Origin of the sequence: Nitrogeniibacter mangrovi (genome assembly GCF_010983895.1) — a bacterium.
In the GTDB taxonomy this organism is placed as follows: domain Bacteria; phylum Pseudomonadota; class Gammaproteobacteria; order Burkholderiales; family Rhodocyclaceae; genus Nitrogeniibacter; species Nitrogeniibacter mangrovi.
Genome location: NZ_CP048836.1, coordinates 1,921,904 through 1,936,712, shown reverse-complemented (window position 1 = coordinate 1,936,712; position 14,809 = coordinate 1,921,904). Strand labels below are relative to the sequence as shown.

Sequence of the window (14,809 nt, the reverse complement as noted above, 5' to 3'; positions counted from 1 at the left end):
GCAGCGGGTCCGGCTCACTCAGACGGCATCGCGCAGCAGGGCCAGTGGCGGCTGGCGCAACAGGCGCCGCGCCCCCAACCAGCCGGCAAGCACCACCCCGGCGCCACCGACCAGCGCCCCGACCAGGACCGGTGCGAGTGCCGGTACGTAATCCATCTCGAACACCTTGCTCGCCAGCAGCCAGCCCACCAGACTGGCGCCGACGCCGGCCAGGGCGCCGGCGATGCCGCCCATGGCGAGAAATTCCACCAGCAGGGTCTGATGCAACTGCACCCGGCGGGCGCCCAGCGCCCGCATGACCGCAAACTCGCGGGCGCGCTCGTCCTGGGTCGACTGCAACGCGGCCAGCAAGACCACGACGCCCGCGGCGAGCGCGAAACCGAACACCAGCTGGACCACCGTGATCAGGCGGTCGATCATGCCCTCCACCTGGGCGAGCACCGCGCCGACGTCGATGATGGACACGTTGGGAAACGCCCGCGACAAGGCGAGGCCGAAGTCGCTTCGGGCGTCCGGGAGGTGAAAGCTGGTGATGAGGCTCGCCGGATAGCCGTGCAACAGGCCCGGCGAAGCGACGAAGAAGAAGTTCACCCGCATGGAATCCCAGCGCAGATCGCGGACGCTGGTCACTGGCGCGCTCACCCGCTGGCCGGCGACGTCGAAGGTCACCTTGTCCCCCACGTGGATGCCGAGCGTGTCGGCCACACCGCGTTCGATGGAGAACGCCGGCGTTTGCGCCGCCCCATGCCAGGCGCCGGCGACGATGGTGTTGCCCGCCGGCAGACGGGCACTGTAGGAGAGGTTGAACTCGCGCTCCGCCAGCCGGCGGGCGCGGCTGTCCTCGTAGTGTTCGGGAGACACCGGTTGCCCATCGACGGCCACCAGACGCCCGCGGATCATCGGCTCCATGGTCGGTGCGGGCAGCCCGGCGTCGGTGAAGAAGCGCTCGAAGTCCGCGCGCTGGTCGGGCTGCAGGTTGATCACGAAGCGATTCGGCGCGTCCGCCGGCACCGTGTCGCGCCAGGCAGCGAGCAGATCGGCACGGACCAGGGTGAGCACCAGCAAGGCCATCAGACCGAGGCCCAGGGCCATGGCCTGAATGACATGGGCGCCGAGGCGTCGTCGCAGCGCCTGGAAACCATGGCGCCAGCCCCCCCCGGCGGCCCGTCCGCCAGACGCAGCCAGACGGAACCCGGCCGCACTGAGCAGCGCAAAACCGGCCAGCGCGAGCACGAAGCCCAGGCTGACCCAGCCGCCCAGGCGCGCATCTCCTGCCACCCACAGCACGATCAGCACCAGCGTTGCCAGTCCGCTCGCCCAGGCGGCAGCGCCCAGCTTTCGCCCCGCGCTCATTTCGCGGCGCATGACGCGCAGGGTGGGCACCCGCGACAGTCCGATGAGATGGGGGAGTACGAAGCCGAGCATCAGCACCAGCGCCACCACCACGCCGTGCGCCAGCGGTATCGCCCCGGGCGGCGGCAGCCGAGAGCCCAGCAGTGGCGCCAGCGAGGCCGCGAGCGTGCCCTGTAGCGCCCAGGCGATGGCGATACCGGCCGCGGACGCCACCAGCGCAAAAATCGCGAATTCGACCAGATGCATGCGCACCAGCTGCCCCTGACGCGCGCCCAGGCAGCGCAATACCGCGCAGCCGTCGAGATGGCGCAGCATGAAGCGGCGTGCGCTCAAGCCAATGGCCACTGCCGCCAGTACCACGGCCAGGGTCGCGGCCAGGCGCAGGAAGCGTTCGGCACGGGTCAGCGCGATATGGACCTCGGGCCGTGCATTGTCGATGGATTCGATTTTCTGGCCGCGCGTCAGCGTCGGCTCGATCTGTTGCCGGAACGCCGCCACGCGGGCCTGCTCGCCGGCCAGATGCAGCCGGTAGATCACCCGCGAGCCGGTCTGAATGAGGCCGGTGGCCGGCAGGTCGACGACGTTCACCATGACCCGCGGCAACATGCTGAAGAAGTTGGCACCCCGGTCGGATTCGAAGGTCAGCACCCCCCCCACCCGCAGATGAGCATCGCCGAGTTGGAGGGTATCGCCGACGTGCAGGCCGAGCGCCGCCATCACGCGTTCGTCCGGCCAGATCTCGCCAGCGGCCGGCATGTGACTGACCACCGCATCCGGCGCATTGCGCGCCGGCGCGACGCGCACCTGTCCGCGCAGGGGGTAGGCCTCGGACACCGCCTTCACCGCCACCAGCTGGAATGCCTCGTCGGTGCTGACCATGCTCGAAAAGGTGAGCGTATCGGCCGTCTCCAGCCCCGCCCGGCGGGCCGCGTCCCGCACGCTGTCCGGCCAGGGCGTATCGGCCCGCAACAGCAGGTCGCCGCCGAGCAGCTGATTGGCTTCCCGGTCGAGGCTGCGCGAGACACGGTCGGTCAGCAGCCCGACGCTCACGAGACTGGCGACGGCGACGATGAGCGCGAGGGCGAGCAGGTGCAGTTCGCCGGCGCGCAGGTCGCGCCAGAGCATGCGCAGGGCAAGGCGAAGCGTGATCATGGCCGATGGAGTCGCGCGGCGACGCAAAGGTTCCTCAGACGGCCAGCAGACGCTCGACCAGACGCACCCAGTAGGTCACCCCGACGGGGATCACCGCATCGTTGAAATCGTAGTGCGGGTTGTGCAGCATGCAGCCGCCCTCACCCGGTCCGTTGCCGATCCACACGTAGGCCCCCGGCCGCTCCTGGAGGAAATAGGCGAAATCCTCGGCGCCCATGCTCGGTTTCTGGTCGGTGAGTACCGCCTCGCCGCCCACCACCTCGCGCGCCACCTCGGCACACCGATCCGCCTCGTCGGCGCTGTTGATGGTGGCCGGATATCCGCGCCGGAACTGGAAGTGCACGTTCACCCCGTGCGCGGCACCGATACCCTGGCAGACCCGCTGCATGGTGGTCTCGATGCGGGCCTGCACCTCGCGGCTGAAGGCACGCACGGTGCCGGTCAGGCGGGCCCGGTCGGGAATCACGTTGTAGGCTTCGCCCGCCTGCATGCGCGTCACCGACACCACGGCGGCGTCGAGCGGATCGATGCTGCGGCTGACCACCGTCTGCAGGGCCTGGATCATGGCCGCCGCCGCCGGCACCGGGTCCACCCCTAAGTGTGGCATGGCTGCATGGGCGCCGTGGCCGGTGATGTCGATGTCGAAGCGGTCCGCCGAGGCCATGACCGGCCCGCGATGCACGGCGAAGGTGCCGGCGGGCAGGCCCGGCCAGTTGTGCATGCCGAACACCCGGTCGATGGGGAAGCGATCGAGCAGACCGTCCTCGATCATCTCGCGCCCGCCGCCATCGCCCTCTTCGGCCGGCTGGAAGATGAACACCACGGTGCCGTCGAAGTCCCGATGCTTCGCCAGGTGCTCCGCGGCCCCGAGCAGCATCGTGGTGTGGCCGTCGTGGCCGCAGGCGTGCATGCGCCCTTCGTGACGGGAGTGATGGGCGAAGCTGTTGCGCTCCTGGATCGGCAGCGCGTCCATGTCGGCGCGCAAGCCGATGCTGCGCGCCGAGTGGCCGTTGCGGATCACGCCCACCACGCCGGTGCGGCCGATGCCGCGATGGGTTTCGATGCCAAACGCCTCGAGGCGTTTGGCGACCAGTTCCGCAGTCCGGTGTTCCTGGAACGCCACTTCCGGGTGGGCATGGATGTCCCGCCGCACGGCGGTCAGGTGGGGGTGTTGTTCGACGACGGCGTCAATGAGCTTCATGCGCCCTCCTGTCTGTATTCATGTTCCGAATTCGACAGTGTATCGCCGCCTCGAGGTCCGTGTTCACGGATCGGCCGGCGCCGGTTCTTCGTCCGTGGCCCGCTTCACCGGCGGCAAGGTGTGCAGGAAGGCAACCGCCTCCTGCTCGATCCGGGTGCGCGCCATGGGCGGCAGGCTGCGCCAGACGCGGCGGCCGTAGGGCCTGTCCACCATGCGCGGATCACACACCACGAGCACGCCCTTGTCCCGTTCGGTGCGGATCAGGCGACCGGCGCCCTGCTTCATGTTGATGACCGTGCGCGGCAGCTGGTAGGTCATGAACGGATTGACGCCGATCTTGCGCAGATGCTCGATGCGCGCCGCGAGCACCGGATCGTCGGGGGGCGCGAAGGGCAGCTTGTCGATGACCACCACCGAGAGCGCGTCACCGGGCACGTCCACGCCCTCCCAGAAGCTCTGGCTGGCCACCAGCACCGCATTGCCCAGCGCGCGGAACTGCGCCAGCAGGGTGCTGCGCGAGGCTTCGCCCTGCACCAGCAGGGGCAGCGCCAATCCGGCGCGTTCGAGCTTGTCGGCCAGGCGCTCGTGGATGAGGCGCATGGCGCGCAGCGAGGTGCACAGCACGAAGGTGCGCCCCTGCGCCGCCTCGATCAGCGGGAAGGCCACGTCGGCCACGGCGTCGGGATAGCCGGGATCGTTCGGATCCGGCATCGGGGTGGGTGCGTACAGCAGCGAGCGCGCTTCATAATCGAAGGGGCTGCCCCAGACCGCGCAATCCGGCGCCGTCTCGAGCAGGTTGAGGCCGAGCTCACGCATGTAATGGCTGAAGTCCGCCCCGACCGCCAGGGTGGCGGAAGTGAAGATCCACGCCCGTGGATGCCCTTCCATCTGGCGCACGAACAGGGCGCCGACCTGCAGCGGCGTGCTGTGGATCAGGATGGACTGGGTGAACACCTCCACCCAGCGCACCACCTGCGCCTCTTCCGGGTGGCGCCAGCGCTGCAGGCGAACGAACAGCTCGTCGAGCCGCCGCAGGCAGTTGGCGAGCCCTTCCGAACGCTCGGCCTGGGTGCCGAGGAGCTTGCCGAAGCGCTCCAGCTCGGCATGCAGGCCATCGAGCGCCTGGGTGAATTGTGGATGCCGATCGAGCTGGTCCATGCCGATGCGCAGGTTTTCGCCATTCACGCTCAGGCGCCAGTCGCGGGCCGCCTTCTCCAGTTTGCGGGTCGCTTCGATCAGGTCGCGGCAGTCGGCGGCGCCCGCCAGGGTCTCGGTGCGCGTGTCCCGCGCCAGCTCGATCACCTGGGCGCTGGAGACCGATTCGCCGAAGAACAGGGTGGCGGTCTCGGGCAGCTGATGGGCCTCGTCGAAGATGACGGTGTTGCATGCCGGCAGCAGCTCGCCCATGCCCTCGTCGCGCAGCACCACGTCGGCGAAGAACAGATGGTGATTGACCACCACCACGTCGGCGTCCATCGCCGCACGGCGCGCCCGCAGGATGAAGCACTCCTTCACGTTGGGACAGTCCTGGCCGAGGCAGTTGTCGCGGGTGGAGGTGGCCGCGATCCAGGCCGGGCTGTCTTCGGGCACGTCGTGGCATTCGGCCTTGTCGCCGGTGCCGGTGATCTCGGCGAAGCGCACGATCTTGCGCAGATGCGCCACCTCCTGCGGAGAGCGGAAGCGCCCTTCGCTGGCGTTGCGCGCCAGATGATAGTGGCACACGTAGTTGGCGCGCCCCTTGAGCAGCGCGGTGCTGAGCGGCAGCTTGAGCGCGGCGCGGACGGTGGGCAGATCGCGCCGGTAGAGCTGGTCCTGGAGCGTCTTGGTTCCGGTCGAGATCAACACCTTGCCGCCCGACATCAGCGCGGGGACGAGATAGGCGAAGGTCTTGCCGGTGCCCGTGCCCGCCTCGGCGATCAGCACGCCGTTGGCCTTGATCGTCGCCTCGATCCGTTCCGCCATCTCCTGCTGCTGCGCGCGCGGCGCAAATCCCGGCACGGCGTCGGCAAGAGCCCCGTCGGGCGCGAAGACATCGGTCAGCGTGCTCATGGCGAGTCCAGCGGATCGACCCGTAGCCAGAACACGGCGCCGGAGGCCCGGCTGGCGTTGCTGGTGCGACCGATCTCGATGCCCCGGTCGTCCGTGGTCTGTTCAGCGCCGCCGACGGGCATCCACTCGCCGAGTCGGCCTTCGACCTCGGTCTCGAGACGGAACACCTGGGCGCGACCGCGCGCGTCCATCTGGCTGCGCTCGGGGCTGATCACCACACGCACCCGCGAGCCGTGCACTTCCGGTTCCGCGATGACCCCGGAACCCACGTCCCGATAGGTGGTGCCGCGCACCACCCGGGTGCCGTCCGGCCGGATGAACACCTGGCGAAACGGGAGCGGCACCGAGGTGCCCAGAAACAGGCTCGCACGCCCGCCATCGAGAGTATCGACGAACTGCTCGCCACCCTGGCGCAGGCTCGATGAGCCGACGGAACCGCCGATGCGTGCGGAACCGATCTGGATTTCGGTATTTCGCCGGTCCGGTGTATCCGGCAAGCGGATGCGCACGTCGTCGTTGCCGAGCTCGCCGCCCACGCCGAGATCCCGATGCGTCTCGCGGGCGTCCAGTGCGGAGCGCACCCGGATGCGCAGCCGCTGGGCCGGTCGATCGATGGCCTCGAGGGCGGCGCGCAGTTCGACCAGGTTGGCCGCATCGGTACGAATGAGCAAGGTGTCGTTGATGCCACTGACCCGGCCGCCCGGCGAGACCAGCGGCGCCAGCTTCGGCGCGATGACCTCGGCGCTCAGGTGTCGGGTCTTGAGGATGGTGAGCGGGAACTCGGCACGTGCCGTGACACTGACGCCCATCAGCACCAGTGTCACCACCAGAAAGACGAGTGTCGACGCACGTCTCATACCCGCTCACTCGGGCCGGTGCGCTTCACCCAGATACTCACGCGAGCGCATCTCGAGCAGACGGCTGACCGTGCGCACGAATTCGTTGGCAAAGTTGCCTTCGGTGTACAACTCAGGGGCATCGACCGCGGCGCTCATGATCAACTTGACGCGATGATCATAAAGCACGTCCACCAGCCAGGTGAAACGTCGCGCCTCGTTGGACATGCCGGCGTTCATCTTCGGTACGCCGGAGAGCAGCAGCGTGTGGTGCTCGCGCGCCAGTTCAAGATAGTCGTTCTGCGACCGCGGCCCACCGCACAGCACGGCGAAGTCGAACCACACCACCCCCGGCGCCAGGCGCAGCGCCGTCATGCGGCGACCGAGAATCTCCAGCTCCCCCGCCGCGCCCTCGAAGCCGGCGATCTGGAAGAAATCCTCGCTCATGCGCTGGCGCGCCGCGTCATCGTCGGGCACCAGATATTTCTCCAGCTGCTCCAGCGTCCGCAGCCGGTAATCGGTGCCGTAGTCCACCTCGATGACATCGAAACGCTGCTTGAGCAGCCCGATGGTGGGGAGGAAATTGATGCGCTGCAGACCGTTCGGATAGAGTCCGTCGGGCGGGTAGTTGGAGGTCATCACGAAGATCACCCCGCGCTCGAACAAGGCCTCGAGCAGGCGGCCGAGGATCATCGCGTCGGCGATGTCGGAGACGTGAAACTCGTCGAAGCACAGCAGCCGGGTCTCGTCCGCGATGCGATCGGCCACGGTCTTGAGCGGATCGGGCAGGTGGTTGAGCTGCTTCAGATCGTTCTGCACTTCCTGCATGAAGGCATGGAAATGCACCCGGCGCTTGCGCCGATACGGAATCGACTCGAAGAAGCAATCCATCAGGAAGCTCTTGCCGCGACCGACGCCGCCCCAGAAATAGACGCTCCTGGGCTGCTGCGGCTTGAAGACGTATTTCTTCAGGAAACTCTGCCGGGCAACCTTGAAGCCGAGCAGGTCCGAATACAGGCGCTGGAGGCGCTTGACGGCCGCTTCCTGGGCGGGATCGGGGCTGTAACCGCGCTCTGCCAGGGTGGCCTTGTAGGCATCGATCATGCCGTGTTCCGGCACCTTGAGGACTCGATGGGGCATGGGCAACTACTACCTTCTGGAAATGCCGAAGGCGGGAGTCGGGCGGCGCTGCCACCCCACTCCCACCCTCTGGGTACTGCGATGCGCCTTCTTAGAAGTGCAGCGGGCGCTTGTCGACCGCCAGGGCGGCTTCATGCACGGCTTCCGACAGGGTCGGGTGCGCGTGGCAGATGCGGGCCAGATCTTCCGCGGCGCCATGGAATTCCATGGTCACCACGGCCTCGGCGATCAGTTCGGAGGCATTGGCCCCGATGATGTGCACCCCGAGGATGCGATCGGTCTCGGCGCAGGCGAGCATCTTCACGAAGCCGGTGGTGTCCCCCATGCCCAGCGCCCGACCGTTGGCCAGGAACGGGATCTTGCCGGCGCGGTACTTGACGCCGTCCGCCTTGAGCTGCTGCTCGGTCTTGCCGACCCAGGCGATCTCCGGCGAGGTGTAGATGACCCACGGAACGGTGTCGAAGTTGCAATGGCCGGACTGGCCCGCCATCAGCTCGGCGACCATCACGGCTTCTTCCATGGCTTTGTGGGCCAGCATCGGGCCGCGCACCACGTCGCCCACCGCCCACACGCCGTCCAGGTTGGTCTTGCAGTGATCGTCCACCTCGACGAAACCACGCGCGTCGATCTTGAGGCCCACCGCCTCGGCGTTGAGGCCCGCGGTGTTCGGCACCCGGCCGACGGAGACGATCAGGCGATCGAAGCTCTCTTTCTGCTGGCCGTCCTTGTCTTCATACTCGACGGTGACCGATTTCTTGTTCTTGGCCGGCGTGACCTTGCCCACCTTGACGCCCAGCTTGATGTTCAGGCCCTGCTTGGTGAACACCTTCTGGGCCTCTTTGGCCACGTCCTGGTCGGCGGCGGCAAGGAAGCTGTCCATGGCTTCGAGGATGGTCACCTCGGCACCCAGGCGGCGCCACACGGACCCCATCTCGAGGCCGATCACGCCGGAGCCGATCAGACCGAGCTTCTTGGGCACCGCGTCGATGTCGAGCGCACCGATGTTGTCGCAGATGAGCGTGTTGTCGACCGGGATGCCGTCGAGGTGACGCGCCGTGGAACCGGTGGCGACGATGACCTGCTTCGCCTCGACTTCTTCGTCACCCACCTTGAGCGTCCAGCCGCCGGCGGACTTGGCGACGAAGCTGCCATGCCCCGGCAGCATCGTGACCTTGTTCTTCTTGAACAGGCCCTTGATGCCGCCGGTGAGCTGGTCGACCACCTTGGCCTTGCGGCCGATCATGGTCGGCACGTCGATGCTCGGCTTGCCCACCTTGATGCCCTGGTCGGCAAAGGCGTGGCCAGCTTCCTCGAACAGGTGCGAGGTGTGCAGCAGCGCCTTGGACGGGATGCAGCCCACGTTCAGGCAGGTGCCGCCCAGACGCGGCTCGCCTTTCGGATCGGCGTACGGGTTGGACTCGGCGCAGGCCGTCTTGAAACCCAGCTGGGCGGCGCGGATGGCCGCCACGTAACCGCCGGGGCCACCACCGATGACCACGACGTCAAATTCTTTCTTCGACATTCATCTCTCCCTCATGAGATCGGGCGGGCCTCGTGAGCCCGCCCGTCGGCGTGATTAGACGTCCAGCAGCAGGCGGGCCGGATCCTCGAGCGCTTCCTTCATGGTCACCAGACCGAGCACGGCTTCCCGGCCGTCGATGATGCGGTGATCGTAGGACATGGCCAGGTAGTTGATCGGGCGGATCACGATCTGACCGTTCTCGACCACCGGACGATCCTTGGTGGCATGGATGCCGAGGATGGCCGACTGCGGCGGGTTGATGATCGGGGTGGACAGCATGGAGCCGAACACGCCACCGTTGGAGATGGAGAAGGTCCCGCCGGTGAGCTCCTCGAGGGAGATCTTGCCTTCCTTGGCCTTCTGGCCGTATTCGGCGATCTTCTTCTCGATATCGGCGATGGACATCTGGTCGGCATCACGGATGATCGGCACCACGAGGCCGCGCGGGCTGCCCACGGCGATACCGATATCGAAGTAGCCGTGATAGACGATGTCGTTGCCATCGACCGAGGCGTTCAGGATCGGGAATTTCTTCAGGGCCGCCACGGCGGCCTTGACGAAGAAGCCCATGAAGCCCAGGCGCACACCGTGCACTTTCTCGAACTTGTCCTTGTACTCGGCGCGCAGGGCCATGATCGGGCCCATGTTCACCTCGTTGAAGGTGGTCAGGATCGCGTTCTCGTTCTTGGACTGGAGCAGACGCTCGGCGATGCGGGCGCGCAGACGGGTCATCGGCACGCGCTCTTCCGGACGCTCGCCGTCGGCCACCGTCACTGCCGGCGCCGCCGCAGCGGTGCCCTTCTCGGCGGCCAGGGCATCGGCCTTGGTGACGCGACCGCCACGGCCGCTGCCCTTCACGTCGGCCTCGGCCACACCCTTCTCGTCGAGGATCTTGCGTGCGGACGGGCTGGCGCTGCCGGCCGCGGCCGACGACGACTTGGCCGCGGGCGGCGGCGTGACTTCCGGTGCCGGCTCGTGCGCCTTTTCAGCGCCCTTGGCGGCTTTGGCTTCGGTATCGATCTGGGCGATCAGGTCACCGCTGGTCACGGTCTCGCCGTCGCCCATGATGATCTTGACCAGCACGCCGTCGGCCGGGGCCGGGGTTTCCAGAACGACCTTGTCGGTCTCGATGTCGATCAGGTTTTCGTCGCGCGAGACGGCCTCGCCTTCTTTTTTGTGCCAGCTCACCAGCGTGGCTTCGGAGACGGACTCGGACAGCTGCGGGACTTTGACTTCGATCAGCATGGATTCAACTCCCTCTTATGCTTGATACGTTCGTGTTGTTCGGTTATTCGGAGATGACGCCGAAGGCGTTCTCGATGACTTCTTTTTGCTGCTGATTGTGCTTGGCGTAGTAGCCCACCGCGGGCGAGGCGGATGCCGGACGGCTGACCAGGAGCAGCTGCTGCTTGCCGCCGAGCACCTTGGCCAGATGCTGGCGCGAGGCGAACCAGTACCAGGCGCCCTGGTTGCGCGGCTCTTCCTGGCACCACACCACTTCCTTCAGGTTCGGATAGCGGCCCAGCTCCTCGGTGAACTTGTCGGCCGGGAACGGATAGAGCTGCTCGATCCGGATCACCGCGATGTCCTTGATCTTCTGCTCGCGGCGATAGGCCATCAGCTCGTAGTAGATCTTGCCGGAGCACAGGACCACGCGCTTGACCTTCTTGGCGTCGAGCTTCTCCACATCGCCGATGACGGTCTGGAACTGCCCCTTGGCCAGCTCGTCGAGCTCGGACACCGCCTCCTTGTGACGCAGCAGCGACTTGGGCGTGATCACCACCAGCGGCTTGCGCAGCTTGCGCACCATCTGGCGACGCAGCAGATGGAAGATCTGCGCCGGCGTGGTCGGCACGCACACCTGCATGTTGTTCTCGGCGCACAGCTGCATGTAGCGCTCGAGACGGGCGGACGAATGCTCCGGCCCCTGGCCTTCGTAGCCATGCGGCAGCAGCAGCGTGAGCCCGGCCATGCGGCCCCACTTCGCTTCACCCGAGCTGATGAACTGGTCGATCACCACCTGGGCGCCGTTGGCGAAATCGCCGAACTGGGCCTCCCACACCGGCAGATGCTCCGGCTCCGCGGTCGCGTAACCGTATTCGAAGCCGAGCACGGCCTCTTCGGAGAGGACCGAGTCGAACACCTGCATGCCACCCTGGCCTTCCTGGATGTGCATGAGCGGCACATAGGCGCCCTCGTCCCAGCGCTCGCGGCTCTGGTCGTGCAGCACCGCGTGACGGTGGAAGAAGGTGCCGCGTCCCACGTCTTCGCCGGACAGGCGCACACCGAAACCCTGCACCAGCAGGCTGGCATAGGCCAGGTTCTCGCCCATGCCCCAGTCGATCGGCTGCTCGCCACGGCCCATGGCCGCGCGGTCGGTGATGATCTTCTTGACCCGGGAGTGCAGCACGAAGCCTTCGGGCAGGTCGGTCAGACGTTCGGCGAGGCGTTTGAGCTCGGTCGCCGGCACGCTGGTGTCGCACTCGTCGGTGTATTCCTGACCGATGTACGGCGTCCAGTCCACCGCGAACTTGCGGTTGTGGCCGGAGAGCACCGGATTGGCGAGCAGTTCGCCCTTGTCCAGATGCTCGCGATATTCCTGGATCATCTGGTCCGGTTCGTTCTCGGCACACACGCCTTCGCGCACCAGACGGTCGGCGTAGAGCTTGCGCGTGCCCGGATGCTGCGCCACCTTGCGGTACATCAACGGCTGGGTGACCATCGGCTCGTCCTGCTCGTTGTGGCCGAGCTTGCGGTAGCAGATGAGGTCGATGACCACGTCTTTCTTGAATTCGTTGCGGAACTCGACCGCCAGCGCAGTGACCAGCGCCACCGCTTCCGGATCGTCACCATTGACGTGGAAGATCGGCGCCTCGACCATCTTGAAGATGTCGGTGCAATACAGCGACGAGCGATAGTCACGCGGATCGGAGGTGGTGAAACCGATCTGGTTGTTGACGACGATGTGCACCGTGCCGCCCGTGCCGTAGCCCCGGGTCTGCGAGAAGTTGAGCATCTCCTGGTTCACACCCTGGCCGGCCACCGCCGAGTCGCCATGGATGAGCACCGGCAGGACCTGGTTCTTCTTGGCGTCGTCGCGGCGCACCTGGCGGGCGTACACCGAACCTTCGACCACCGGGTTGATGATCTCCAGGTGGGACGGGTTGAAGGCCAGCGTCAGGTGCACCGGCCCGCCCGCGGTCATCACATCGCTCGAGAAGCCCTTGTGGTATTTCACGTCGCCTGCGGACAGGTCCACTTCGGCCTTGCCCTCGAATTCGGCGAACAGCTCCGACGGGGACTTGCCCAGGGTATTGACCAGCACGTTCAGACGCCCACGGTGCGCCATGCCGATGACGATCTCCTGCGCCCCCAGGGTGCCGGCGACGTTGATCAGCTCGTCCATCGCGACGATGGTGGAGTCGCCACCCTCGAGCGAGAAGCGCTTCTGGCCGACGTATTTCGTGTGCAGGTATTTTTCCAGCGTCTCCGCGGCAGTCACCCGGCGCAGGATGTGTTTCTTCTGCTCGGGTGAATACGACGGGGTCGCCTTGATGCTCTCGAGCCGGGCCTGGATCCAGCGCTTCTGGCTGATATCGGAGATGTACATGTACTCCGAACCGATCGAGCCGCAGTAGGTCTGGCGAACCGCTTCGAGGATCTCGCGCAGGGAAGCCTGTTCGGTCGAGAAGGCGTGGAAGGAGCCGACGTTGAACTGCTCGTTCAGGTCACCTTCCGTGAACCCGTAGTAGGACGGCTCGAGCTCGGCCACATGCGGACGCTCGTTGCGCTTGAGCGGATCCAGGTTGGCCCAGCGGTTGCCCAGGAAGCGGTAGGCGTTGATCAGCTGCAGCGTGCTGACCTGCCGCTTGTTGCCCTCCCCGCCCTTGACGACGCGGACGGGACCACGCTTGGCCATCTGCTCGAAGGCGGTGATGATCGGCGTGTGCGCCACATCGCGCACCGCCGCCGCCGCCCCGGCCTTGAGGCCGTCGAAGTAAGTCCGCCACTCGTCCGGCACGCTGTCCGGGTCGGAGAGATAGGACTCGTAGAGCTCTTCCACAAAGGGTGCGTTGGCACCGAAGAGCATCGAGTTGCTGCGCAATTGTTTCATCATGGTTGCATCACCCGAAATCACTTTGCTCCGCCTGCCCGGAGCGACTCTCTGGGGCATTGCAAAAACGGGATGATCACGCTCGCGCACGATCATCCCGATTTGCTTATTTATTGTGTTTTGCCCCCTCCCTCATTGCTCTTTCAGCCGCGTTGATCGATAGGTACGACATCGCGGCGGGCAGCGCCAACATAGAGCTGCCGCGGACGGCCGATCTTGTATTCCGGATCGGTCATCATTTCTTCCCACTGGGTCATCCAGCCCACCGTGCGCGCCAGCGCGAAGATGCAGGTGAACATGGAGGTCGGGATGCCAAGTGCCTTCTGGACGATGCCGGAGTAGAAGTCGACGTTCGGATAGAGTTTCTTCTCGACGAAGTACTCGTCCTCGAGCGCGATCCGCTCCAGTTCCATGGCCAGCTTGAAGAGGCGATCGTTTTCTAGGCCCAGTTCGGTCAGAACCTCGTAGCACACCTTGCGCATGAGCTTGGCGCGCGGGTCGAAGTTCTTGTAGACGCGGTGACCGAAACCCATCAGCTTGAACGAATCGTTCTTGTCCTTGGCCCGGTTGATGTACTCACCCACGCGGGAGACGTCGCCGATCTCTTCGAGCATTTCCAGGCAGGCCTCGTTGGCGCCACCGTGTGCCGGGCCCCAGAGGCAGGCGATGCCGGCGGAGATGCAGGCGAACGGATTGGCTCCGGAGGAACCGGCCAGACGCACCGTGGAGGTGGAGGCGTTCTGCTCGTGATCGGCGTGCAGCGTGAAGATGGTGTCCAACGCATGCACCAGCACCGGGTTCGGCTTGTACTCCTCGCACGGCGTACCGAACATCATGTACATGAAGTTGGCGGTGTAGCCCAGATCGTTGCGCGGGTACATGAACGGCTGCCCGGCGTTGTACTTGTACGCGTTGGCCACGATCGTCGGCAGCTTGGCCACCAGGCGGTTGAAGGAGACGTTGCGGTGCTCGGCGTCCTGCAGGTCCAGGGCGTCGTGGTAGAAGGCCGACAGCGCGCCGACCACACCGACCATGACCGCCATCGGGTGGGCATCACGGCGGAAGCCGCTGTAGAACTTGATCATCTGGTCATGCAGCATCGTGTGACGCTTGATGGTGACCTCGAAGTCGTCCTTCTGTTGCGCATTGGGCAGTTCGCCGTTCTTGAGCAGGTAAGCCACTTCCAGGAAGTTGCAGTGCTCGGCGAGTTGCTCGATCGGGTAACCGCGATACAGCAGTTCGCCCTTGTTGCCGTCGATGTAGGTAATCGTCGACTTGCAGCTGGCGGTCGAAAGGAAACCGGAATCGTACGTGAAAAGACCGGTCTGGCCGCCCAGCGAACGGATGTCGATGACATCGTTGCCGTGGGTGCCGGACATGATCGGAAACTCGTAGGAGTTGCCGTCGATCGTGAGGTTTGCGCTACGTTCAGTGCTCATGAC

General features: G+C 66.0%; 9 protein-coding genes. All 9 read right to left on the bottom strand.

From position 1 onward, the window contains the following. Positions 1-18 precede the first annotated feature (18 nt). The 9 genes from G3580_RS08840 to gltA all read right to left on the bottom strand — a co-directional run bounded on the left by G3580_RS08840 (position 19) and on the right by gltA (position 14,806). Positions 19-2,505, bottom strand: a complete 2,487-nt coding sequence (locus G3580_RS08840; protein ID WP_173764908.1) for an ABC transporter permease — start codon at positions 2,503-2,505, stop codon at positions 19-21. A 34-nt stretch (positions 2,506-2,539) separates the two neighbouring features. Next, positions 2,540-3,706, bottom strand: coding sequence for a M20 aminoacylase family protein (locus G3580_RS08835; protein ID WP_173764907.1), 1,167 nt, complete (start codon positions 3,704-3,706; stop codon positions 2,540-2,542). Positions 3,707-3,769: 63 nt separating this feature from the next. Continuing rightward, positions 3,770-5,755 carry an ATP-dependent DNA helicase gene (locus tag G3580_RS08830; protein WP_173764906.1) on the bottom strand — a complete coding sequence of 662 codons (1,986 nt, stop codon included), beginning with the start codon at positions 5,753-5,755 and terminating at the stop codon, positions 3,770-3,772. After that, positions 5,752-6,612 carry a hypothetical protein gene (locus G3580_RS08825; RefSeq protein WP_173764905.1) on the bottom strand — a complete coding sequence of 287 codons (861 nt, stop codon included), beginning with the start codon at positions 6,610-6,612 and terminating at the stop codon, positions 5,752-5,754. The genes G3580_RS08830 and G3580_RS08825 overlap by 4 nt, the downstream gene beginning before the upstream one ends. A gap of 6 nt (positions 6,613-6,618) precedes the next feature. Beyond that, positions 6,619-7,731, bottom strand: a complete 1,113-nt coding sequence (gene zapE, locus G3580_RS08820; RefSeq protein WP_173764904.1) for a cell division protein ZapE — start codon at positions 7,729-7,731, stop codon at positions 6,619-6,621. Between the two features lie 91 nt (positions 7,732-7,822). Further along, entirely contained in the window at positions 7,823-9,253 is a 1,431-nt protein-coding gene (gene lpdA, locus G3580_RS08815; protein ID WP_173764903.1) for a dihydrolipoyl dehydrogenase, read from the bottom strand. A 54-nt stretch (positions 9,254-9,307) separates the two neighbouring features. Further along, on the bottom strand, positions 9,308-10,498 hold the full coding sequence (gene odhB, locus G3580_RS08810; protein WP_173764902.1) for a 2-oxoglutarate dehydrogenase complex dihydrolipoyllysine-residue succinyltransferase: 1,191 nt from the start codon (positions 10,496-10,498) through the stop codon (positions 9,308-9,310). Positions 10,499-10,541: 43 nt separating this feature from the next. Further along, positions 10,542-13,370, bottom strand: a complete 2,829-nt coding sequence (locus G3580_RS08805; RefSeq protein WP_173764901.1) for a 2-oxoglutarate dehydrogenase E1 component — start codon at positions 13,368-13,370, stop codon at positions 10,542-10,544. Positions 13,371-13,510: 140 nt separating this feature from the next. Then, a complete protein-coding gene (gene gltA, locus G3580_RS08800; protein WP_173764900.1) occupies positions 13,511-14,806 on the bottom strand; it encodes a citrate synthase in 1,296 nt (431 codons plus the stop codon). Positions 14,807-14,809 lie beyond the last annotated feature (3 nt).